At 37.4% G+C, this 23,989-nt stretch carries 16 protein-coding genes; 6 read left to right on the top strand and 10 right to left on the bottom strand.

The window, feature by feature from the left end:
• Nucleotides 1-103: 103 nt before the first annotated feature.
• Nucleotides 104-1,429 (bottom strand): DUF937 domain-containing protein, encoded by a 1,326-nt coding sequence (locus AC27VX_RS08095; protein ID WP_488694947.1) that lies wholly within the window; start codon nt 1,427-1,429, stop codon nt 104-106.
• A gap of 119 nt (nt 1,430-1,548) precedes the next feature.
• Nucleotides 1,549-3,024, bottom strand: coding sequence for a proline--tRNA ligase (proS, locus tag AC27VX_RS08090; RefSeq protein WP_236858071.1), 1,476 nt, complete (start codon nt 3,022-3,024; stop codon nt 1,549-1,551).
• A gap of 144 nt (nt 3,025-3,168) precedes the next feature.
• On the opposite strand from proS, the gene AC27VX_RS08085 reads away from it, so the two are divergent.
• Both AC27VX_RS08085 and AC27VX_RS08080 read left to right on the top strand, forming a co-directional pair.
• Nucleotides 3,169-4,242 carry a prolyl-tRNA synthetase gene (locus tag AC27VX_RS08085; RefSeq protein ID WP_317207789.1) on the top strand — a complete coding sequence of 358 codons (1,074 nt, stop codon included), beginning with the start codon at nt 3,169-3,171 and terminating at the stop codon, nt 4,240-4,242.
• A 53-nt stretch (nt 4,243-4,295) separates the two neighbouring features.
• Nucleotides 4,296-5,681, top strand: coding sequence for an OmpP1/FadL family transporter (locus AC27VX_RS08080; RefSeq protein WP_236858073.1), 1,386 nt, complete (start codon nt 4,296-4,298; stop codon nt 5,679-5,681).
• A 62-nt stretch (nt 5,682-5,743) separates the two neighbouring features.
• On the opposite strand, the gene AC27VX_RS08075 is transcribed toward AC27VX_RS08080, so the two are convergent.
• Nucleotides 5,744-6,466, bottom strand: coding sequence for a ZIP family metal transporter (locus AC27VX_RS08075; protein WP_236859474.1), 723 nt, complete (start codon nt 6,464-6,466; stop codon nt 5,744-5,746).
• A 2-nt stretch (nt 6,467-6,468) separates the two neighbouring features.
• Entirely contained in the window at nt 6,469-7,194 is a 726-nt protein-coding gene (locus AC27VX_RS08070) for a class I SAM-dependent DNA methyltransferase (RefSeq protein ID WP_236858074.1), read from the bottom strand.
• A gap of 137 nt (nt 7,195-7,331) precedes the next feature.
• Between AC27VX_RS08070 and AC27VX_RS08065 the strand changes: the two genes are divergently transcribed.
• Nucleotides 7,332-8,501, top strand: a complete 1,170-nt coding sequence (locus tag AC27VX_RS08065) for a THUMP domain-containing class I SAM-dependent RNA methyltransferase (RefSeq protein WP_236858079.1) — start codon at nt 7,332-7,334, stop codon at nt 8,499-8,501.
• Nucleotides 8,502-8,865: 364 nt separating this feature from the next.
• Here the strand turns inward: AC27VX_RS08065 and AC27VX_RS08060 are convergent, their stop codons facing one another.
• A complete protein-coding gene (locus AC27VX_RS08060) occupies nt 8,866-9,672 on the bottom strand; it encodes a helix-turn-helix domain-containing protein (protein WP_488694943.1) in 807 nt (268 codons plus the stop codon).
• 40 nt (nt 9,673-9,712) lie between these two features.
• Nucleotides 9,713-10,726 carry an SDR family NAD(P)-dependent oxidoreductase gene (locus AC27VX_RS08055; protein WP_488694941.1) on the bottom strand — a complete coding sequence of 338 codons (1,014 nt, stop codon included), beginning with the start codon at nt 10,724-10,726 and terminating at the stop codon, nt 9,713-9,715.
• A gap of 207 nt (nt 10,727-10,933) precedes the next feature.
• Between AC27VX_RS08055 and AC27VX_RS08050 the strand changes: the two genes are divergently transcribed.
• On the top strand, nt 10,934-11,938 hold the full coding sequence (locus AC27VX_RS08050; protein WP_300688219.1) for a glycosyltransferase family 2 protein: 1,005 nt from the start codon (nt 10,934-10,936) through the stop codon (nt 11,936-11,938).
• A 177-nt stretch (nt 11,939-12,115) separates the two neighbouring features.
• Here AC27VX_RS08050 and AC27VX_RS08045 read toward each other — a convergent pair whose 3' ends face one another.
• Complete coding sequence (locus tag AC27VX_RS08045) at nt 12,116-13,342, bottom strand: aminotransferase class I/II-fold pyridoxal phosphate-dependent enzyme (protein WP_236858087.1); 1,227 nt, start codon at nt 13,340-13,342, stop codon at nt 12,116-12,118.
• Between the two features lie 157 nt (nt 13,343-13,499).
• On the opposite strand from AC27VX_RS08045, the gene AC27VX_RS08040 reads away from it, so the two are divergent.
• On the top strand, nt 13,500-13,958 hold the full coding sequence (locus tag AC27VX_RS08040) for an Lrp/AsnC family transcriptional regulator (protein ID WP_236858088.1): 459 nt from the start codon (nt 13,500-13,502) through the stop codon (nt 13,956-13,958).
• Between the two features lie 97 nt (nt 13,959-14,055).
• Here the strand turns inward: AC27VX_RS08040 and AC27VX_RS08035 are convergent, their stop codons facing one another.
• The 3 genes from AC27VX_RS08035 to AC27VX_RS08025 all read right to left on the bottom strand — a co-directional run bounded on the left by AC27VX_RS08035 (nt 14,056) and on the right by AC27VX_RS08025 (nt 18,640).
• Nucleotides 14,056-15,144 (bottom strand): serine hydrolase domain-containing protein, encoded by a 1,089-nt coding sequence (locus AC27VX_RS08035; protein ID WP_236858089.1) that lies wholly within the window; start codon nt 15,142-15,144, stop codon nt 14,056-14,058.
• Between the two features lie 183 nt (nt 15,145-15,327).
• Nucleotides 15,328-16,359: a bestrophin family protein gene (locus AC27VX_RS08030; protein WP_488694937.1), complete on the bottom strand. Its 1,032-nt coding sequence runs from the start codon at nt 16,357-16,359 to the stop codon at nt 15,328-15,330.
• Nucleotides 16,360-16,567: 208 nt separating this feature from the next.
• Nucleotides 16,568-18,640 (bottom strand): alpha-ketoacid dehydrogenase subunit alpha/beta, encoded by a 2,073-nt coding sequence (locus AC27VX_RS08025; RefSeq protein ID WP_236858091.1) that lies wholly within the window; start codon nt 18,638-18,640, stop codon nt 16,568-16,570.
• 356 nt (nt 18,641-18,996) lie between these two features.
• Here AC27VX_RS08025 and dnaE point away from each other — a divergent pair, with 356 nt between their 5' ends.
• The gene (dnaE, locus tag AC27VX_RS08020) at nt 18,997-23,664 is read left to right on the top strand and encodes a DNA polymerase III subunit alpha (protein ID WP_488694935.1); all 4,668 of its coding nucleotides are present in this window, start codon (nt 18,997-18,999) and stop codon (nt 23,662-23,664) included.
• The last annotated feature ends 325 nt before the right edge of the window (nt 23,665-23,989 follow it).

The following is a 23,989-nucleotide window of genomic DNA, read 5'->3' as shown; positions in this document are numbered from 1 at the left end:
AATGACTAACAAATTTAATTAAATAAATGTAAACACAAAAATCATAGAAAGAAAAAATCCCGGAAATCAATTTCCGGGACTTAATTTTTATTGATTCTAAAGATTATTTTGCAAATCTTACAGACATTTTTCTGTCAGCAGCTCTTTCTGCATCAGATGCTTTTGCATCTACTTTAGCAAATTTACTTCCGTACCCTTCTGCTTCCAGTACCTGAGCTCCTACTCCTGCTTTTGCTAAAGCAGCTTTGATATATTCAGCTCTGGCTTTTGATAGTTTTACATTAGAAGCTTCATTTCCTGTTTTGTCAGTATAGCCACCGATTTTGATCTTAGCTTCAGGGAAAGCTTTAAGAATCGCTACTAAATTATCCAGCTGTCCTTGTGAACCAGCTTCCAGCTCGGCAGCACTTCCCATTTTGAAATTTACATGGTCAAAATCGTACCACTTATCTTTCAATGCTGAATCATCAGCTGCATTTTTGTAGGCTCCGGATTTCAGGAATGCAATCATCTGATCTTCCATTCCTCCTTTATAGCCTTTCAGCATTACCCCGTTAAGGTCTATATTTTCATCCGTTTTAACGGTAGCAGGAGCTGGGGCTGTAGTCCCCATACTGGCGGTATCTGTATGTGAAACGGCAGATGCAGAGTCAGACATAGCTGTAGTAGTGGTGGTAGTCTGCTTTTTCTCGCATTGTTTCCATAAGAAATATGCCGCTGCCAGTAATAATAAAAGCGGAAGCAACCATTTCCAGATGGAGCCTCCGCCTTGATTATTGTTATTATTTTCAAACTGTTCTCTTATTTCTCTGGCTCCTTCTGAAGCGTGTTCTCTGGCTGTAGCTACTCCTTCTGCAAGGTTATCTTTCGCCGTGGAGGTTACTGAAGAAACTGTTTCTTTAGCCTGCCCGAACCAATTTTCAGCTCCTAATCCAAAGGATGCCAAAGATAGGCCTGCCGGCAATAAAGAAGAGATCATGCCTTTCTGATCATGCAGTAAGCTGGAAATACCCGAAGCACCCAAATTATTGTCTGCCGCATATTTTCCAACAGTGCCTGCTGTAGCCCCGGTAACCAGGTTTAACAATGAACCTGCAGAAGTATTGCTGATTCCTGAAAAACTGGCAATGGAATTTACTAACCCTCCTATCTTATCTCCAAAAATAGAAGATAATAAATTGGAAACTATAGGATTACTGGATGAATTACCTAGTAAATTACCTAAAATTCCACTCGAAGAGGCCTTTGTAATAGCATCCACAACACCAGGGTTGTCTGCGTTATTGGCCAATCCACCTACTACTGCAGGTAATAAGCCACCTATTGCTTTAGAAATACCGGATTCGCTTTCTCCAAACTGTGATGCAGCCTGTGAAACCAAAGCGGGACCTAATTGTCCTTTAATTAAATCAATGACATTTAAAGACATAATAATAAATTTTTTTGATTAATGTTGATATAAATTTAAACAAAAATCTGTCCAAATGTCACCTTTTTTTGAATTTTTCTTTAAAAAACAACGATTTTTTTTTAAATCGTTGAAAATTATTAATAGGCTTTTGCGAATAATACACGTCTCTTAGAAGGTTTTCCTGAGATCAGTGAAATGCCTTCCTCTACATCATCATCCAGAGGAATACATCTGATTGTTGCTTTAGTTTCGTCCTTTATCTGCTCTTCTTCTTCGGCAGTACCATCCCAATGTGCATAGATGAAACCTCCTTTTTCTTCTAAAACTTTCTTAAATTCTTCATAAGAGTCCACTTTTGTAATGTTTTCTTTTCTGAAGTTGAAAGCTTTAGTATAAAGCTCCTCCTGAATGGTTTTTAATAATTCTTCAACATAAGAATCCAATCCTTCAATAGAACGTACTTCTTTGGTAAGGTTATCTCTTCTTGCGATCTCAACAGATTTGTTCTCCAAATCTCTTGGTCCCATTGCAATTCTTACAGGAACACCTTTCAATTCGTATTCAGCAAATTTCCAGCCCGGTTTGTTCTGAGTATCGTTATCAAATTTCACAGAAATTCCTTTTGCTTTTAGCTTAGCCTGAATATCTAATGCAACTTCACTGATTTGTTCTAATTGTTCTTCTCCTTTAAAGATAGGGACAATCACTACCTGGATAGGTGCAAGGGTTGGAGGCAGTACCAAACCGAAATCATCAGAGTGAGTCATAATCAAAGCTCCCATTAAACGGGTTGATGTTCCCCATGAGGTAGCCCAAGCATGTTCAATTTTCCCTTCTTTGTTCGTGAATTTAACATCAAATGCTTTTGCAAAGTTCTGACCAAGGAAGTGAGAAGTTCCTGCCTGAAGAGCTTTTCCATCCTGCATCAATGCCTCGATACAATATGTCTCGTCGGCACCTGCAAATCTTTCAGACGGCGTTTTTAGACCCTTAATAACAGGCATCGCCATGAATTTTTCTGCAAAATCAGCATACACGTCATTCATTTTTTCTGCCTCTTCAACAGCTTCATCTTTTGTAGCATGAGCTGTATGCCCTTCCTGCCATAAGAATTCTGCTGTTCTAAGGAATAAACGGGTTCTCATTTCCCAGCGTACAACATTAGCCCATTGGTTAATTAGTATAGGTAAATCTCTGTATGACTGAATCCAGTTTCTATAAGTATTCCAGATAATGGCTTCTGAAGTAGGGCGTACAATAAGCTCTTCTTCTAATTTTGCATCCGGGTCAACAATAAGTTTGTGAGGATTGTTTGGATCTGTTTTTAACCTGTAATGGGTAACTACAGCACATTCTTTTGCAAAACCTTCCGCATTTTTTTCCTCTGCCTCAAATAAGCTTTTGGGCACAAAAAGCGGGAAGTATGCGTTAACGTGACCTGTTTCTTTGAATCTTTTATCCATTTCATCACGCATTTTCTCCCAGATTGCATAGCCATATGGTTTGATTACCATACACCCGCGCACACCTGAATTTTCAGCTAAGTCAGCTTTTACAACAAGCTCATTATACCATTTGCTGTAATCTTCGCTTCTTGAGGTTAATTTTGCCATTATTTTTTAAAATTTTTTTAACTTTTGTACATTATTGTTATCTAAAAATAAAAATCTATTTTTGATAGATTTTTTTACCAGTATTTTGGTACATTTTTGGTACAGATTGCAAATATAATTTAAATTAAAAATTTTTACGTTATCATGAAAAGAAATATACATAAAAATTTGCTTGATCTGCTAAGATCCAAAGGGATTCTGGCAGTAGCAGGCGGATTATTGCTTGTGTCTTGTGGTGCTCAGATGGGAGGGTATAGCGAGACAGATGGGGTGTATTACGACCCTAACAAGGATACGCTACCTGAAGGAGTTATCATTAATGATAGCGGTAACAGAGTAGGTGAATATTATGACTATTATCAGGATTCCAATGTAATTCAAAATGCAGAAGCGAATTCCAGAGAACAGCAAAACAGATATAGCGAATGGAGTGGAACCAATACGAACTGGGGGTCCAATGCCACAGATTCTGATTGGGGACTGTATTCAGGTTCCCAAACCAACTACTATGACAACTCATGGGGATCTCCATATGGATGGTATGGAGGATATAGTCCCTATTGGGGCTGGAACCGAGGCTGGGGCTGGGGTGCTAATATGTCCTGGGGTTGGGGCGGATCATTTGGATGGGGCTGGGGCGGCTCTATTGGATGGGGAAGTCCTTACTGGGGCGGATATTATGATCCGTTCTGGGGTGGTTACTACGGAAACCCTTATTGGGGGTACGGAGGAGGCTACTGGGGTAATGGTTACTACAACAGACCTATATACAGAAGAAGTGGAATTAGTGGAGGAGGATTCCAGAATACCGGTATAAACAATGCGGTGTACAGAACCAATACGGCTAATTCAGGATTCAGAAATAACAATAATAACGGAGGATTCAGAAACACAAATAGTGGAGGTTTCAGAGATGGTAACTCAAACGGAGGATTCAGACAGCAGGGTAACACCGGAGGATTCAGAAATAGTAATTCCGGAGGTTTCAGAGGTACACAGCCTAATAATGGCGGATTCCGTAATTCAGTTCCTCAGTCAAGACCTGACTATCAGCAATCTCAGCCAAGATATAATAATAATGGAGGCTTCAGATCCAATGATTCCGGAGGTTTCAGATCCAGCGGAGGTTTTAATTCCGGTGGCGGCGGCTTCAGAGGCGGCTCTGGCGGCGGAGGCGGCGGAATGAGATCTGGCGGCGGAAGAGGCGGCTTTAGATAATTTTCAAACGAATAAACTATTAAAAAATAATGTTAAAAAAATCTTTAGTATTAATGAGTATTTCTGCTGCATTTTTTGCGCAGGCTCAGGATGTTTCTGTAATAAGAAATACTGTGGAAGCTTACTCAAGTACTCCTATGATAGGAACTGCCAAGTTCAATGCGATGGCTGGATCTAATGGAGCATTAGGAGGAGATGCCAACTCTTTACTGACAAACCCTGCGGGGTTGGGAGTTGCTATTTCTGGCGAGGTTTCGGGAACTTTATCTATTGCAGGGAATAAGAACAGCAGTTCTATGGCTGGTTCTACATTAAATTATAGCAAGACAAGAGGAGATCTTGGAAATGCAGGTGGGATTATTGCTTTTCCGTTGATGAGTGAGACAGGATGGAAGTTTATTAATATTGGTATTAATTTTTCCAATCAGTCCCTTGATAACGTAATTCAGTCACCGGGTAACAGTAATATAATTTATGATTTTGATATTGCTGACCCTACAAAAGGCGCTTCAATGGCTGGGCACTCCTATGAAAGATATGGGAACTTGTCTAAGATGAGTTTTGGGGTAGGTGCAAATTACAATCATAATCTTTATATTGGTGCAGGATTGAACTTTTTCAATGCAACAATAGATCAGTATGATACTCTGGGATACAGAAACCTTATGAATAATTCTGTAGAATTGTTCAGTAAGCAAGATACTCCTTACTCTGAAAGATCTTCAGGTTTTTCAGCTTCAGTAGGGGTTATTGGAAAGCTTAGTCCTAATTTCAGACTTGGAGCGTCTCTTGAAACTCCTACATTCTGGAGTATAGACAGAAATTATAACTTCTATAATGATCCTAATTACGGAGATGATATAGGAGCTGAAAACAGAAAGTTCACTTCTCCGCTTAAAGCAACGGTAAGTGCTGCATTTGTAGCAAGTAAAAACTTCTCGTTGAACGTAGACTATACATTAGGACTTACAAAGCCTGATTATAAAGTGTACGGTTCTGCAGAAAGAGAACTGAATGATTTCTTTAAAGACAATTATAAGAACCTTTCAGAGGTAAGAGTCGGAGCTGAATATAGAGTAAAACAATTCAGATTAAGAGGCGGATATGCTTACCAGTCAAGTCCGTTTGATGCCCTTACAATCAGCAGATTTAATGATGCCGGTGTTGCAGGCGATCAGTCATACAGTAATCTGATGCTGAGCGATAGAAATACTGCTTCATTGGGGATAGGATATGATTTCAAATCATTCTATGTTGATGCTTCTTATCAGAACATTACTTCCAAGTACAGCAATCCTTTTATGAGAGGGTATATGGGAGATAATTTTGATACCTCTTACTATTCAGCAAAAAATATCGCTCAAAGTGATTCTTATGCAGTAAGTGATGTAAAAAGCACCAGAAATAATTTCTTCCTTACTGTAGGATGGAAGTTCTAAATTTCAGTTTTTATCACTGATATAAATTAAAAGCTCCGAAATTTTTCGGAGCTTTTCTATTTTTAGTGAACGTGAGCTTCAGGATGCTGATGGAAAAGATGCATTACCAATGCAAGGGAAACACCCAGTACCACCAGTCCGATTTTTACCCAGTCAATATTATGATTTTTATTACTTTCAAAAATGATCACAGATGAAATATGAAGAAAAATTCCACCTACGATAGCCAGAAAATAAGGCTGAAGATTGGGATTGAAATAGTTTCCCAATAGCATTCCCATTGGGGAAGCCAATGCAAATAAAGCAACAATCAGAAGAGAAGGATAAGATGTACTTTTTGAATCCTTTTTTCCGTTGAACAAAAATGCTCCCAGAATAAATGAAATAGGAAGATTATGAAATAAAATTCCTAAAAGATACGGGGACAGTTGGTGCTGCTCATTGGCAAGAGGAATACCTTCTATAAATGCATGAATAAAAAGGCCCACCATTAGAGCAACGGGAAGGATGTTGTGCTCGTTATGATGATGGAAATGTCCATGTTCAAAACCTTTGGTAAGGGCTTCAAGAATCATCTGAAGAAGAACTCCTGCGATGACGAATATTCCAAGACTGCTGCCTTCTGTAGAAGTGTAAACTTGCGGAAAAACTTCATTAAGGCAGATTGTAATCAAAAAACCGGCACTTAATATCAACAGGTTTTTGGCCAGTTTTTCTTTTTTACCAAAGTGCTTTCCCAGAAATACTCCGGCTATAACACTTAAAATCAGTAAAAGTACTGTTATCATTATTTTTTCTTAAATAAATTGATGCAACGCGGAGAGCTTTCCTTATTAAATTCGTTAAGCTGATAGTCTCCCCAGATTTTTATTCTTTCAAAACCACATTCTGAAGCATATGCATGAATTGCCTCCAATGGATGAAGTTTTACTTTTTCAAAGAAATGAAAAGGCTTTCCATCTGTTTCGAAGCGGATATCTTTAATAATATGCCTGCCTTCGATTTTTTTCAGAATTTTAAAATCAATATCACCCCTGTTAACGGTGGTTTCGGGAACTAAAGTATTTCTCACATAAGCTTCATTCAGATAATCCAATACAAAATATCCTCCTGGCTTTAATGCATTATAAACCGACTGGAAGACTTTTTTGTCGTCATTCTCGTTATCAAAGTATCCGAAGCTTGTAAACAAATTGAAAACAGCATCCATTGGATCTGCGTCAATGGGGTTTCTCATGTCATGAACTTCAAAAATCAGTGTTTGATTTTCATATTGTTTATCAGACTCAATACTTTGTCTTGAAAGATCCAATCCTAGGACATCGTACCCTAGTTTATTGAGAAAAACAGAGTGTCTTCCCTTTCCACAGGCAAGATCTATGATTTTGGACTGAGGCGGAAGCTGAAGGTCCGCAGTAAGCTTTGTAATGAAGTTTTCGGCTTCAGTGTAGTCTCTGTTACTATAGAGCAAATGATAATAAGGGGTATCAAACCAAGATTCAAACCATTCCATAATGCAAAAATAACTAAATTTGTGCGGTTAAAAGCAAAGTATTTTACAACATTAAAAGATTGAAAAATTCAATTGATCAATAAGTTGGAGGGCTAATCTTTTAATTATTAAAACTTTAAAACTTTTAAAACATCATTATGGATACAGAAAATATCAAAATACAGATAAAGACATTCTTCGGATTGGAGCCAATTCTTGCTGAAGAAATCAAAAAATTGGGCGGAAAAAACGTCGAAATTAAAAACAGAGCGGTAAATTGTGAAGGAGATCTTGGTTTTCTTTATAAAATTAATTATTCTGCGAGAACGGCATTGAAAATTTTGGTGCCTATCCATGAGTTCAAAGCTTTTAACCAGCATCAGTTTTATGACAGACTATTCAAATTTGAGTGGGAGAATTTTATGGATGTGGAACAGTCTTTCTCTATTGACGCAACGGTAAACTCTGAAACTTTCAAGCATTCACAGTTTGTAACTTTGAAGATGAAAGATGCCATTGTGGATTATTTCCAGGAAAAATTCAAAAGACGTCCGAATGTAGAAACCAGAGATCCGGATATTAAATTCCACCTTCATATCGATAGAGAGCTTGTCATGATTTCTATGGATTCTTCTGGAGATGCTTTATTTAAAAGAGGATATAGAAAAGAACAGGGTGAGGCTCCTATTAATGAAGTTCTTGCAAGTGGAATGCTTCAGCTGGCAGGTTGGGACGGAAAAGGAAATTTCCTTGATCCTATGTGCGGCTCAGGAACATTATTGATTGAAGCGGCAATGATCGCTATGGATCTTCCTGCTCAGATTTTCAGAAAGAGATTTGGGTTCCAGAACTGGAAAAATTATGACGCGGACTTATTCGCAAAAATTAAAGAATTCAGAATAAACAGAGTCAGACAGTTTGATGGGAAAATTGTAGGATACGATATTGATTCAAAAATGCTTAATGCAGCAAGAACAAATGTGGAGGCTGCAGAAATGGAAGATGTGATCGAGATCAAAAGGCAGGATTTCTTTGAGTCTAAAAAAGAACTTTTCCCATTATTAATGGTATTCAATCCTCCATACGACGAGAGAATTTCCATCAATGATGATGATTTTTACAAAAAAATTGGAGATACTTTCAAAACACATTACCCGAATACACTGGCATGGCTGATTTCTTCTGATCTGGAAGCTGTGAAGAAGATTGGATTACGCCCTTCAAGAAAGATCAAACTTTTCAACGGAAAGCTTGAAACAAGATTTTTACAGTACGAAATGTATGAAGGAACGAAGAAAGTACATAAACTGGAAGGTAATAAAGACTAGTATCCCGGGGATTTAAAATCTTAAATAGATGAGTTGGATTTTTTTTTGAAATTTTCGATCCAATTCTTGATGTATTCGGGCTGTTTGGTGCTGGCTCCGGATCATCACGTTCCAGTCGAGACAAAACAAGTTGAAGTAGTGGTGAAAAACTACAAAATATGGAATCTACAGATTCAGATTGTTTAAAGAAAAACTAAGTGCAGGATTTCTTGTGATGGCAGTATTTTTTTTAATAGCTTTTTGAAAGATAATATCATCGGGAAACTCTACACAACGTTAAGTACATCTATTTAAATCGGGTTTATTTTTAAACTAAAATAATAAAAAGGCGGCTGTATCGTATCTGATACAGCCGCCTTTATTTTTATCTGGTCAGTGAAGGAGCAAAACCATACTGTTTTTTAAAAGCGTGTGAAAAATGAGAAAGATCTTCAAAACCGACTTCCAGAAAGACATCAGATGGTTTTTTATTCTTTTCTGATAAATGATAATACGCCAGTTCCAAACGTTTCCGGGTCAGCCAGCGTTGTGGCGTTATCTGATAAATTTTCCTAAAATCCCGGTTAAAGGTAGATAAGCTTCTTCCTGTAAGATACCCAAACCGTTCCAAAGGCATATTGAACATGTAATTCTTTTCCATAAAGTTGATCAGATCAACTTTTCCAGGTTCATCAAAATCAGTAAGAATACCATCTATATGAGGGTTTGTTTCTCTTAAAATACTTATGGCTTCAGTGATTTTTAAATGCGCAATGTTTTCAGGAAAGGCACCTTCTATCTCAAAATAAGGAATAAGTGAAGCCAGGCAGCTTCTCAAAAGGGGGTGGCTGCTGAAGCTGTAAATACAGGATTCACGATGCCCATTTTTATGCCGGTAATCAATAGAACCATAAAACTGTTTCAGCCGTTCTGTGGTTAGATGCATGACCACTGCTTTATGAGGAAGTCCGTCTTTCGGATAATTGATAATGGTTGAAAGGTGGTTTCTGGGGATCAGGAAAATATCTCCTGCTTTAAACAGATAGGTTTTATCGGCCTGAATAATTTTAGTTTCTCCTGATATGAACCAAACCAGCATATGATATTCAAAGACTGCTTCTGTTTTGAATAATCTGTCATCAAAGCTTGAAAGCTTGATGTCCGGTGTGAGATATTGAATCTGGAAATCCATTGTCAGCTGTTTTTCAGTACAAATGTATTTAAAAAAGACATTATTTCGTGTCAAACTGAACACCCAGCATATTTTCTGTTAATTTCCATAACTCTTGTGCGTTATTCTTATCAATAGAATAGGGCTGTACACCGCGTATGGTGGCAGGTTCATCAAATCTGTGCTCAATCTGTCCTTTATCAATCTCAGCGATATCACAATTTTCACAGTAGACTCCTCCCACATTTTCAAGTTGAGGACTTACTGAGCACCATACTGTAGTGGCAGCACCTTGCTGAATTGTTTTTAATTTTGCTTCAACTTCCGGTTTGATATTTCCTTCTCTATCATGAGTTCCCAGTTGTTTAAAAAGCTCAATAGGCTCTTCTCTTCCCAAGTCAGTACCATATACGGAACCAGGATGAAGAGAGTAAGCTCTGACATTGAATTTTTTTCCTCTTTCATCAAGTTCTACAGAAAAAAGATTACAGGCTGTTTTAGATTGCCCGTATCCTGAAAGGCTTTCATACTCTCTTTTTTCAAAATTGGGATCTTCAAAATCAAAGGGAGCAATCTGGTGGCCATAGGAAGAAACATTGATAACTCTTGCCCCGTTTGCTTTTTTAAGAGCTGGCCACAGTTTTGCTGTAAGCTGAAACTGTCCTAAGTAATTCGTAGCAAGCTGAGACTCAAAACCTCTGCTGTCCCTGCGCAGGGGAACCCACATGATACCTGCATTATTAATGAGAATATCTAGTTTTTTACCGGAGGCCATGAATTTTTCAGCAAAGCTATCGATGGATGCGGAATCCATCAGGTCCATTTTTTCGAGCTCAATATTTTCAATTCCGGAAAGATTTTTTTCTGCTTTTTCAATATCTCTTGCAGGAATAATGACATGTGCTCCTGCAGAAATAAGTGTTTTTGTGGTCTCCAGGCCAATTCCTGCGTAGCCTCCTGTGATAATGACTGTTTTCCCGGTAAGGTCGGTTCCTTTTATGACTTCCTGAGCTGTAGAGTATGCGTTGAAGCCTGAGTTTAGAGGCTGTTGCAACGGATTGATAGTATGTTTCATTTTTTTTGTTTGAATTTCTACAGCAAAATTATGAGGTATTACCCATGATGATTGTGTTTAAAATGTCAAATAAGTTGGCTTAGAATTTCATCTGTTTTAAAGGTTTGGCAGAGTAGGCGGATCCTCTGTTTAGTTAATTTCTCAGAATAAGCTGTTAAACTGTTTGTGGTTTCATGCTCGAATAAGTAATTTTGAAAAATTTTTAATTTGAAGCCTACTATTTCCATTGTTGTTGCTATTTACAACCGAAAAGATGAACTTTTCGAGTTGCTGACCTCTTTGACCCAACAGACTGATAGAGAATTTGAAATCATTATTGTGGATGATGGTTCTCTGGTTGATCTCAAGCCTACGATAAAGAATTTTGAGGAAAGTCTGGATATTAAATATTTCAAAAAAGATAATTCAGGACCTGGACTTTCGAGAAATTACGGGGCAGCAAGAGCAGCCAACGAATGGCTGGTTTTTGTAGACAGTGACGTGATCGTTGAGAAAGATTATATTGAACATATTAAAAATGATATTCTGACAATTCCTTGTGATGCATTCGGAGGAGCTGATAAGGCACACAAAGGATTTAACCTGATGCAGAAAGCAATTTCCTATTCCATGACTTCTGTTTTTACAACCGGAGGAATCAGAGGAAGCAAGAAAGCTGTTTCAAAATTTCAGCCCAGAAGTTTTAATATGGGGGTGAAGAAAGCTGTTTTTGAGAAAGTAGGCGGATTTTCAGAAATGAGAATAGGCGAGGACCCGGATTTATCTATGACCCTTTGGGAAAACGGATTTACAACAGCTTTTTTTGATAATATTGCAGTATATCATAAGCGCAGGGTGGATTTTGGAAAATTCTCTAAGCAGGTCTTTCAGTTTGGCTGTGCCAGACCAATTCTTAACCAGCGGCATCCTAATTATGTAAAGATCTCTTTTGCATTTCCTACTTTATTTATGTTAGGCTATATCATGGGGTTTTTGGAGTATTTTATTACAGGAAGAGGGATAATCCTTGCTTTCTATGGTTTGTACACCTTTTTGGTGCTTTTCCATGCTTTATTATTAACTAAAAATATAAGTATTGCAGGGATGGCCGTAATTTCCACTTATATTCAGATGTTTTCGTATGGTTATGGTTTTTTAAAGTCATGGCTTCTTTTGAATGTTTTCAGAATGAAGCCTGAAGAAGCGTTTCCTACTCATTATTATAAAAAATAAAGGGCAGGAATATCTCTAAGTTTTGGCTAAAGCCAATCGGAAGAATTTTTTCTATTCATCAATAGGCTAAATTGCTATTGAATGAATTTAAAAGATCAGCTATTAAAAATAAAAAATTGGTATTTCAGCAAGAAATATAAAAAAGGCTGCTCGTTTGGGGCAGCCTTCACAATAAATTTAGGATATAGAAATGTTTTCATGGTTAAGAACGCCTACTTTCAGCATGCATTCTTTCATCTTATGATAGGTTCTTTTGATGTCGTGATCTAAGCCGATAGAAAATCTGATCAGTCCGTCAGAGATCCCTATGGAAGCACGTTCTTCTTCCGGAATTTCAGAAGAGGTAGATTTTCCTGAGCAAGAGAACAAAGTTTTGTAAAACCCTAAGCTTACCGCCAGGTAACCCAGATTTTCTGCCTGCATCATTTCCATCAGCTCGTTGGCTTTTTCCGTCGTTCCGGCATCCAGAGTCAGTAATCCTCCGTATCCGTACTCCTGGTCAATCATACTTGCCATTAATTCATGATTTTTATGAGAAGGCAATCCCGGATAAGATACTTTTAAACCATCTTTTTCGAATCTTTCAGCAAGGTACATTGCATTGTGGCTGTGCTGCTTTATTCTGATATGTAATGTTCTTAAGTTTTTTAAAATACTTGATGATCTTAAGCTGTCCATCGTAGGACCAAGAAGCATACATGCCCCGGAGTTTACATTTTTAGTATCATCGATAAATGCCTGGGTTCCGCAATATACACCACCCACGGTATCACTGCTGCCATTGATGAATTTCGTTAAACTATGAATAACGACATCTGCTCCAAATAGCTGAGGAGAAATGGAAAGAGGGGAAAAGGTATTGTCAACAATCAGTTTCAAATTATGCTTCTTACAGATTTCAGAAAGTTTTCTAAGATCCGCCACTTCAAGAAGCGGGTTGCTTACACTTTCACAGTAAATAACTTTAGTGGTAGAAGTGATGGCATTTTCGATAGAATCAAAATTATTGATATCAACAAAAGTGGTTGCTACATTAAACTGAGGCATGAAGTTTTTAAGAAAAGCATACGTACCTCCATAGATAGTGCGGCTTGAAATAATATGGTCTCCACTTTTGCACACCTGCATCAAAACAGAAGTAATAGCGCCCATTCCGGATGCCGTCACATTGGCGGATTCTGTATTTTCCATTTTTGCAAGAGCCTGTCCCAGATAAAGGTTCATTGGTGATGAATGTCTGGAGTACAGATAACATCCTTCGGCGTTGCCTTCGAAAGTATCAAACATCGTCTTTGCGGAAAGAAAAGTATAGGTAGAACTGTCAGAAATAGAAGGGTTTACTCCTCCGAATTCCCCAAAATACTGAAGATCCTGGATCTCATTGGCTGCGTTAAAGTTTTCCATAAGTATTGTTTTTATTTTATAGGGCCAATTTGCGCTATTTTCCTAATTATTACAATGGAAAATTGAATTTGTAGTATATAAAACTGGAAAAATGTATTTATTTAGAAAATATAATTGCTATCTTCGGGAATATTAAAATGTTACCAAAAAATTATCTATGGAACTTGATGAAATTGATAAAAAACTGCTGTTGTTTTTGCAGGAAGACTGTAAACAAACTACCAAAGAGCTGTCCGGTAAGCTTGGATTATCAGTGACGGCAATTTATGAGCGGGTAAAAAAACTTGAAAATGCAGGCGTTATTTCAAAGTATGTAGCTTTACTAAACAGGCAGAAGATTAAAAAAGATTTTATTGTGCTGTGCCACGTGAAGCTCACACAGCACAAAAAAGAATTTGTACTTCAGTTTGAAAAAGAGGTAATGAATCTCCAGGAAGTTACCGAATGCTTCCATGTAAGTGGAGATTATGATTACATCCTGAAAATAGGGGTGAAAGACATGGAAGATTACCGTCACTTTATGCTGACGAAGCTGACAACCCTTCAGCATATTGCGAGTACGCACAGTTCATTTATGATTTCCGAGGTGAAAAATACAACGGCAATTGTTTTATAAAATTAAAAGAAGTCCTAAAGGTTCAGATTCTGTACAATATATTATTTTGAGATTGAATTTTCATTGATGAAAACGTCTGCTATTTTCACTATGATTTTTATTGATAGTTTACTTTGGTAATTTTATCGATGAAATAATGAAGTCTTTTAATATCTGCTCTTCCTTTATTTTTATCGTTTAAGAAGCAGGTTGTTACAATTACCATTTTTAAATCAGGAATAACACATATTAACTGTCCTCCATATCCTGTTGCAACAAAAGCCTGATGCCCATTGGTTTTTCGTCGCCACCAGTAATAACCATAGCCATTGGCGTCAGGCATCACATCCCAGGAATCGAGTTTTACATGTTCCGAGGTAGATTCCTGAATCCATTTTTGTGATACAATCTGTTTTCCGCCCGATTTTCCGTTATTTAGAATCATGGAGCCGAATTTCAGCATATCATTAGTTTTCATAAAGAGTTCTGAGCCTGCAATATTTCTATCCATTGAATCAGTGTCCCATCTGATGGTATTTATTTTCAAAGGTCTGAAGAGATTTTCAGTGGCAAACTGCTTCAGATTGGTTTTTATGATTCTTGACAAAGCAGCTCCGAAAACGTGAGTTTCACCACTGTTATAATTAAATACCGTACCCGGGTATTCTTCGAAAGGGAGTTCCAGAACGAATCTTACAGGATCATAGGAAAATGACATATCCATTGATATTTTTGAATTTTCAACCCAGTCAAAGCCACCCTGCATCGTCATCAGATTTTTGAGTGTTAGCGTATTTCGGATAGAATCATGAAGAACTTTTCCTTCGATATTGGAAATATTCTTGAATCTGCTTCTTGAAATATTATACTCCGGAAGAATTTTTAAAACCGGAGTATTGAGATTGGGAAGTAAATTTTTGTCTTTTGCAATTCCTGCCAGAACGGATACGATACTTTTGGTAACTGATTTTACACTAAAGACTGTTTCTTTGTTCGCTCCATGAAAATATTGTTCATATAAAATCATGTCGTTTTGTGAAACGATGAACGATCCCAGCGAGGGAATACTGTCATTGATTTCTTTGGTGAATTTCTCAGAAAATTCTTTTGGTAATTCTCTGTTGAAGGCAGCCTGTGATTTCAGTTTAGGACAGAAGATGGCCATCGCTGAAATAGTAAGGACCTGCAGTAATTGCTTGGATTTCATTGTTTAAAAAGGGAGGAATAATTATTAGCTGATAAAAACCAGAGAAGTCAGCTGAAAACAAAACATTAGTTTGTTTTCAGCTAACACACCTGAAGTTTTTCTATTCCTCTAAATTATGAAAAACAATGAAATTTTTAAATAAATCTCAGCAATATTTTTACATTTTTCCTGAGTCGCTTAATATTATACCAATACTCCGTTTTTAGAAGAAATAGGATCCGGAAGATCTGTTTCTCCACCCATTTGAAGAAGGTCAATTTCAATGGCTCTGCATATCGAAAGCATCGGAACATCAAACATAAGACCGCCAAAAGGATTTTCGGAATAATCTCCTACCAGTTCCATGATAATATAGATCCATCCAATGATGATACAGAAAGGAATGGAGGTCCAGATTCCCCAGTCGCCCAGTTTGGCAAACTCATTTACTAATCCGAGAGGAAGGAGCATAATGAAGAGAATATTAAAGACAAATGCGGTGCTGGCAAACTGTCTTGGTGAAGGGAATTTCTTAATTCTCTCGGCCTGTCCCTGAAAGTTGTAGAATTCATTAAGACTGTTTTGAAGCTGAGTCTGATTGAAATCTGTGATCGCATTCATGTTTTTCAGTTCATTAATGTCTTTTGCCTGCTGGGAGATCAGATACGTAGCAAAGTTTTTATAATGACCTTTAAGGTCGTATTCGTCCTCAGAAAGATATTTGTGCAGAAAGATAGGAGCCCTTCCATAATCGGGGAACCCTGCCTTGATCAGCCTGTTTCTTCTGAGATTGATGTTTCCGAATTTACTGTTTTCAGTGCTTATATGTTCCCACTCCGCAGGGATAAGAAGCTGCTCACGGAAAGTGTACAGCCATGCAATATGACGATTGACAATTCTTTTCTTACGGTCTTCCAGATCAAAAATGCCAATTTCTTCATTTTGGGTATCAAAAGCATATATCATTGAAGCAAAAGAACGGCTGGAGTTGACGATTCCGCCCCAGATTTTTCTGGCTTCCCAAAGTCTGTCATACGCCTGGTTGTTTTTAAAACCTACAAGGAATGCCTCGGCAGTACCAATCAGGGCCACAGGAACCCATGGAATTGACATCCAGTGCCAGTTGAAGAAGTAAAAAAGAACCGCAATCAATGTACACCAGATGGATATTAAGATAAGATGTAAACCAGACAGGTTGAGAACCTGTTTATAATTGACGTATTTGGTTGTGATCATAAAAATGAATGTGTTTTTGCGTGTACAGACAAAACAAATACCAAACTGTGATCAGGTTTTCTTTCTATTGGCTGTCAGGAATTGGCTATTTAGGTTTTCTGTACTTATAATGGACTAAGGTTGAGATTAATAATTGTTAAATAAAAGTAGTGAAAAAAAAGCATAAAAAAACCTCTAAAAATTTTTAGAGGTTTCAATTTATAGAAATTTAATATTTCAGCATTTCTTCGATCTTACTGGAAAGCTTCTCTGCGTTAGGAAGCATTTCTTTTTCCAGTACTAGGTTGATAGGAACTGCCGGGACATCTAGTGATCCCATTGTTTCTACCGGAGCATCCAGATATTTGAAACAGTTTTTGGAAATACGGTGTGCAAAAGCTTCTGCGAAAGAATTATTAAGTTGCTCTTCCGTAAGAACGATACATTTTCCATGTGCTTTCACTCTTTCAAAAACAAGTTCTTCATCAAGAGGGATTAAGGTTCTTAAATCAATCACTTCAACTCTTCCATTAAAGTTTTTAGCGGCTTCTTTAGCCCAGTAAACACCCATTCCGTAAGTAACGATCAATAGCGTTCTTCCTTTTTCAGTCTCATTCTTATCAGCTTCTATGATGATCTTACCTTTTCCAAAAGGAAGTACGTAGTCTTCTGCCGGTTCTATGGTTTTGGCATCTTCAGTGCCGGGAACTTTACTCCAGTATAATCCTTTATGCTCCAGCATAACTACCGGATTGGGATCATAATAAGCTGCTTTCAGCAATCCTTTAAAATCCGCTGCATTACTTGGGTATGCTATTTTAATTCCCTTAATATTGGCTAAAATGCTTTCAACACTACCACTATGATAAGGACCACCGCCTCCATAAGCTCCGATTGGAACACGGATAATGTTGCTCACAGGAAATTTTCCACCGCTTAAATAATTTGATTTTGAAATCTCTGTGATAAGCTGGTTGATTCCCGGATAAATATAATCTGCAAACTGAACTTCAACAATTGGTTTTAATCCTACAGCACTCATTCCGGCCGTAGAACCAATGATATACGCTTCCTGAATGGCAGTATTGAAAACTCTCTTGCTTCCAAATTTTTTTCCCAGTGTAACCGTTTCACGGAAAACACCGCCAATTCTCTCACCTACATCCTGGCCGTACAGAAGAGCTTCAGGATGTTTCCACATCAATTCCTGAATGGCATGTATGGCAGCATCTACCATAACGATTTTTTCACCGCCGGTAGGTTCACGTGTTCCTGCCTCTTCAGTGATCGGGGTAGGAGCAAAAACGTGCTGCATTACTGTTTCCGGTTTAGGATCTTCAGCATTTTTAGCTTTTTCAAAAGCTTCTTCTGCTTCGAGGCGCGCTTTTTTCGTAATTTGTTTTAAAAGATCCTCATCTGTACCTGTTTCCAGTAAGTGTTTTCTTAGGATTTCTCCCGGATCTTTAGCTCTATGTTTAGTTAAATCTTCTTCGTCTCTATAGAATTCTCTTCTTACACCTGAAGTATGATGGCCAATAAGTACTGTTTTTGCACAAACAACCAAAGGCCTTCTTTCTGTTCTTACAAAATCTACCGCCTTTTTCATGGCTTCGAAACTTTCTACGAAGTCAGTTCCATCCACTCTCATTCTGCTTAGCCCTGTAAATCCTGCCACAAAATCGTACGCATCACAGGTTCTTGCTTCTTCTTTGGTCACGGAAATTCCCCACTCGTTATCCTGTACAAGGAAAATAATAGGTAACTGGTGCAGCGCTGCAAACTGTAGCGCTTCGCTTACTTCCCCTTCGGTAACCGAATTGTCTCCAAGACTGCAAATGACAACGGGGTTATTTTCAAAATTCTGAAGCTCAAAATCCTGGATGTATTTTATTCCCTGTGCCACTCCTGTTGTAGGGATAGTCTGCATTCCGGTAGCAGAACTCTGGTGAATAATCTTTGGCTTATTTTCATCTCTGCTGGAAGGATGAGAATAATAAGATCTTCCTCCGGAAAAAGGATCATCAGCTTTCGCCAATAATTGAAGCATCAGCTGATAAGGTTCAAAGCCAATTCCTAAAAGGATGCTTTCATCTCTGTAGTAAGGAGAAACCCAGTCTTCCTTCTTAAGCTGATAAGCAGTAGCAAGCTGAATAGCTTCGTGGCCTCTTGATGTGCTATGAACGTATTTACATACATTTCGGTTTTCTTCATAAATGTCGGCCATTGCTTTTGCCAGCATCATATGATTGTACGCTTTAAGTAAAATATCCTGAGAAACTTTCTCGTGAAGTGTATTTTCCATAGGAAGCAAATATACATTAAAAAAACAAAATACTAACAACCGTTAGTATTTTGTAATAAATACGCTGATTTAGTGATTATTCCTCAATTGTATTTGGGAAAAAAGGGCCTTTTCGGGCTTGATTTTTTGGGAAATTAATTCCTTCCGAGCACTCTGATAATTAATTACAGGTAATTGTAATAATTGAATGGAATGAGCAAGTGGCTGAAGCAGTCATACCTATTTAAGTTTTTTATTGATAATTTCAATCCTTTATTTCAATAATGTTCATCGTTTATCTTCTGCATTTAAAGGATTATTTAGAAAAAATGAAGTAACTTTACATTCTCTTTTTTATAAAAAAGTTAGAAACTTATATGTATTTAATTTTTGACACAGAAACAACCGGTTTACCTAAAAATTTCAATGCACCGCTTTCAGACTCAGACAACTGGCCAAGAATGGTTCAGATTGCATGGCAGGTACACGATGATAATGGTAATCTAATTGAAAATCAGGATTATATTATAAAACCTGAAGGGTATGATATTCCCTTCAACGCAGCGAGGATTCACGGGATTACAACAAAAATTGCCAATGAAGAAGGACGTGATCTGCAGGAGATTCTAGAAGAATTTGCTAAAGTACTGGACCGTATAAGAGTGGTTTCCGGGCATAATGTAGAGTTTGATTATAATATTGTAGGAGCAGAATTTTACAGGAAGAATATAAAAGACAATTTGCAGGAAAAACCCAAAGCCGACACCATGATTTTGGGAACAAATTTCTGTCAGCTTGGAGGAGGACGAGGTGGTAGATTTAAGCCCCCGAAACTTGAAGAGCTTTATGAAAAACTGTATGGAAATAAATTTGATGAAGCCCATAATGCTGCTGCCGATGTAAATGCCACTGCTCAGGTTTTCTTTGAAATGATGAGAATAGGGGTGATTCCTGCTGAGGTTTTAAAAGTTTCTGAAGACCAGCTTGCTTATTTTAAAACGCTTTACCCTGATCCGATAAAGCCCTTTGGGATTGTTATCCGAAGACAGGTAGCCGATTTCAACAACAAGAAAAAGCAGAATGATTTCGGAAGTATTGATGAGATTGATCTAGGCCAATATTTCAATTTTAACAATCATAGCGTTTTTTCAACGTTAATGGCTACTTCCAGTATTTCAGACTTGATAAAAAGAGCTTCAGATGATAATTTTCCCGCTGTCGGAATGGTAGATTTGGGAAATATGATGGGAGCTTTCAAGTTTGTTTCTGCGGTTGAAGGAGCTAATGGTGACCGGGCCAAAAAACATAAAGAATATTTAGTAAAAAAACAGGAAGCAGAAGAAAACGGAACAGAATTCAATGAAACTGAGCCGATTTTGAAGCCTTTGATTCCTGTGGTAGGCTGTGAATTTTATATTTCGAACCGTTACGAACAGAAACAATTTACTAAAGATGATCCTGATAGAAGAACCCAGGTTGTTCTTTTAGCAAAAGATTTTAATGGATATAAGAATTTAGCAAAACTTTCAAGTATAGGTTTTTTAAAAGGATTCTATTTTGGAGTTCCGAGAATTAGCCGTGAACTGATTGCTGAGTATAAAGAAGGACTGATTGCTTTGACTTCGGGGATTAATGGAGATATTCCTGATGCAATCCTGAATACGGGGGAGCAAAAAGGGGAAGAGCTTTTCAAATGGTGGAAAGACACTTTTGAGGATGATTTTTATGTTCAGCTTCAAAATCATAAACTTCCTGAGGAGGAGCACCTGAATGATGTTTTACTGCATTTCGCAGATAAATATAACGTTAAAATTTTAGCGCAGAACGAAACATATTACACGAATAAAGATGATTCTAATATTCAGGATATTGTAAGTTGTATAAAGGATGGTGAAAAGCTTACAACACCTGTAGGTAAGGGATTTGGTAAGAGAAGAGGTCTTGCAACAGGAGAATATTATATTAAAAATTCTGACGAGATAAAGGAAAGCTTTTTAGCTTATCCCGATGCTTTTGAAGCATATGATGAATTTACTGCAAAATTTAAACCTTATACCTTAAAAAGAGACGTACTTCTTCCAAAATTTGATATTCCTGAGGAATTTATTCATCCTGAAGATGAGGTTGACGGCGGGAAACGAGGTGAAATGGCCTATCTTACTCACTTAACTTATGAAGGGGCAAGGAAAAGGTACGCTGATACGGGAATTACTGATGAAATTAAAGAGCGTCTTGATTTCGAATTGGATGTAATCGCTAATACGGGGTATCCCGGTTATTTCTTAATCGTACAGGATTTCTGTAATGAAGCCCGTAATATGGGAGTGTGGGTCGGCCCTGGTCGTGGTTCTGCAGCGGGTTCTGCGGTAGCTTACACGATTGGAATTACCAATGTGGATCCCATTAAATATGATCTCCTTTTCGAGAGATTTCTAAATCCGGAAAGGGTTTCCATGCCCGATATTGATATTGACTTTGATGATGAAGGAAGAGATAGAATTATCAAATGGGTAGTTGAAAAATATGGTAAAAATCAGGTGGCACAGATCATCACTTACTCTGTGCTGGGTGGTAAATCTGCGATTAAAGATGCAGGGAGGGTGCTGGATCTCCCAATTCCTGATACCAATAATATTGCTAAACTAATTCCTCCAAGTCCGGGAATGAATATTGCGAAAGCTTTAGCAAAATATGATAAATTAAAGCCGGAGGAGCAAATGCTTGTCGATGAGATGAGGTATGTTCTTGATAGTCCGGAAGATGCGCGCCATGACGTTTTAGCCAGTGCAAAAAAGATGGAAGGCTGTATCAGAAATACAGGAATTCACGCTTGTGGTGTTATTATTACTCCTGAAGATGTAAGTAATCTTGTTCCGGTGACTATTGCTGCTAAAGATGCAGATATCCTGGTATCACAGTTTGATAACTCGGTAGCGGAAAGTGCTGGTCTTTTAAAAATGGACTTTTTAGGGCTGAGAACTTTAACCATTATAAAAGATGCCTTAAAATTGGTAAAGGCAAGGCATGGTGTTGATATCGATCCTGACCTGATCCCTCTTGATGATACTAAAACCTATCAGTTGTTTAAAGAAGGAAGAACAGTAGGTATTTTCCAGTACGAAAGTCCAGGGATGCAAAAGTACATGAGAGAGCTTAAACCGACGGTTTTTGCCGATCTTATTGCGATGAATGCCCTTTATCGACCGGGTCCGATTAAATATATTCCAAACTTTATTAACAGGAAGCACGGAGTAGAAGAGATTGTTTATGATTTACCTGAAACCGAAGAATATCTGAAAGAAACTTACGGAATTACCGTTTACCAGGAGCAGGTAATGCTCTTATCTCAGAAGCTGGCCAATTTTACTAAAGGTGAAGCAGATACACTGAGAAAAGCGATGGGTAAAAAGCAGATTGATGTTCTGAATAAAATGTACCCTAAATTTATTGAAGGAGGAAGAAAGAATAACCTTAATGAAGAAAGGTTAGAAAAAATATGGAATGACTGGAAAGCCTTCGCAGAGTATGCATTTAACAAATCCCACTCAACCTGTTATGCTTTAATCGCTTATCATACTGCCTATTTGAAAGCGAATTATCCGGCAGAATATATGGCGAGTGTAATGAGTAATAACATTAACAATACAGATTCAATTACCATGTTCATGGAGGATTGTAAAAGTATAGGAGTTGATGTATTAGGTCCGGATGTCAATGAATCTCAATATAAATTCTCTGTAAACGAAAAAGGCCAGATCCGTTTCGGTTTGGGAGCCATCAAAGGAATAGGTGAGGGCCCTAGTGAGGCTATAACAAGAGAAAGAACAAACGGAAGATTTAAAAATATTTACGATTTCTTTGAAAGAATACTTCCTTCACAGATGAACAAAAGAGTGGCGGAGAGTTTAGTGCTGGCCGGAGCTTTTGATGAGCTGCATTCTTATCACAGAGGTCAGTATTTTGATATTGATCTTGCAGGAAAGACCAATTTGGAAAGATTGATCAGATATGGGCAGAGTTTTCAGGAAAGCAAAAATGAGATGGAGCATTCTTTGTTCGCTGATTTCGCTGATGAAGTCCAGATAGAGCAGCCAAAACTGGCTCCTTGTCCGGAATGGCCGAATATGCATAAACTTAATAAAGAAAAAGAAATCATTGGATTCTATCTTTCTGCGCATCCACTGGATGAATTTAAATATCATTTCCGGTTTATGCAGGGGCAGCTCTCCAAGAAATCAGTATTGGAAAAAGATCAAGAAGGGAAAGAAACAGCGGATGAAGCTCCCGTTTTGGAACAAGACACGCAGGATGAAGCGGTAGATCTTATAGAGATTGTATCTGATGATGTGGTGGCAGGAGAAGAGGAAGTTATAGAGGAGATAACGAAGAAAGCCGAACCGAAAGGAAATTTCTTGTTTTTAAATCTGGATGAGGTGGATGCTTATAAAGAACAGGCTTTTGCCAATAAGCAGGAAGAGTTATTCGAGGAGAAAAAGAAAGACTGGAAAACACTTCAAAAAGAAAGAGAAAATGGCGGTGGCGGTAAAGAATATACTGTAGCTGGTCTGATCACGGAATATAGAGTTCAGGATGGTTTCAGAAGTGGCGAAAAAGTAGCTTTTGTTACACTGGAAGATTATTCAGGTTCCTATTCATTCAGATTGGGTGACAGGGATTATATGAGGCTGAAGGAAAAGCTGGAAGTGCAGAGATTTGTTATTTTTAAAATAAAATTTGCGCAGGTGAAAGACGGACGGGTTTTTGTGAATGTAGTGGATGTAATAGAACTTCAGGAAGCGTTTGAAAGGTTTGCAAAAAGTATCTCTTTAGTAATGGATGTAATGGACGTAAGGCCGGAAGATCTTGATTTTTTCAGGAAGGTTCTTGATCGGAATAAAGGGAATCAAAAGTTGAAATTCTTTATTAAAAATATTGAAGATGATTCTCATATTGAAGTTCAGTCTATGAAACATTCTGTGGATCTCAATGGAGATCTTATTAAGGAAATTCAATTGCTGAATAAATATGAATTCTACCTGAATTAGGTAATTAGATAAAAATATAACAATTTAAAAGTGGCTTCTGCCACTTTTTTCGTTTACATACTGTTGAAAATATTACATATATTTTCATATTCAATAGTAAAATATTAAACGATTGTATTTTTGAAGATTTTATTATAATGTATTTAAATTGAATACATTACGTTTTTATCATTGAATTATGAAATAATTATTAAATTTAAATAAACGTTTGATTTTATTTCTGAATATTTGCTTATTTAAATGTTTTTATTTAATAATTTATGATATTTTTTAATATTTGAATTAATATTTATACATTTACCTCCCTAACTTTTATTATTACTAA

The sequence above is a fragment of the Chryseobacterium sp. 14P4.3.2 genome, from assembly GCF_057799275.1.
This window is presented reverse-complemented; position numbering and strand designations above follow the sequence as displayed.

Bases quoted from the DNA above. Each gene is read 5' to 3' on its own strand.
- dnaE (WP_488694935.1), top strand. From the start codon at position 18,997: ATGTATTTAATTTTTGACACAGAAACAACCGGTTTACCTAAAAATTTC.
- AC27VX_RS08030 (WP_488694937.1), bottom strand. From the start codon at position 16,359: ATGATCACAACCAAATACGTCAATTATAAACAGGTTCTCAACCTGTCT.
- AC27VX_RS08025 (WP_236858091.1), bottom strand. From the start codon at position 18,640: ATGGAAAATACACTTCACGAGAAAGTTTCTCAGGATATTTTACTTAAA.
- AC27VX_RS08065 (WP_236858079.1), top strand. From the start codon at position 7,332: ATGGATACAGAAAATATCAAAATACAGATAAAGACATTCTTCGGATTG.
- AC27VX_RS08035 (WP_236858089.1), bottom strand. From the start codon at position 15,144: ATGAAATCCAAGCAATTACTGCAGGTCCTTACTATTTCAGCGATGGCC.
- AC27VX_RS08080 (WP_236858073.1), top strand. From the start codon at position 4,296: ATGAGTATTTCTGCTGCATTTTTTGCGCAGGCTCAGGATGTTTCTGTA.
- proS (WP_236858071.1), bottom strand. From the start codon at position 3,024: ATGGCAAAATTAACCTCAAGAAGCGAAGATTACAGCAAATGGTATAAT.
- AC27VX_RS08045 (WP_236858087.1), bottom strand. From the start codon at position 13,342: ATGGAAAACTTTAACGCAGCCAATGAGATCCAGGATCTTCAGTATTTT.
- AC27VX_RS08070 (WP_236858074.1), bottom strand. From the start codon at position 7,194: ATGGAATGGTTTGAATCTTGGTTTGATACCCCTTATTATCATTTGCTC.
- AC27VX_RS08040 (WP_236858088.1), top strand. From the start codon at position 13,500: ATGGAACTTGATGAAATTGATAAAAAACTGCTGTTGTTTTTGCAGGAA.
- AC27VX_RS08055 (WP_488694941.1), bottom strand. From the start codon at position 10,726: ATGAAACATACTATCAATCCGTTGCAACAGCCTCTAAACTCAGGCTTC.
- AC27VX_RS08060 (WP_488694943.1), bottom strand. From the start codon at position 9,672: ATGGATTTCCAGATTCAATATCTCACACCGGACATCAAGCTTTCAAGC.
- AC27VX_RS08085 (WP_317207789.1), top strand. From the start codon at position 3,169: ATGAAAAGAAATATACATAAAAATTTGCTTGATCTGCTAAGATCCAAA.
- AC27VX_RS08095 (WP_488694947.1), bottom strand. From the start codon at position 1,429: ATGTCTTTAAATGTCATTGATTTAATTAAAGGACAATTAGGTCCCGCT.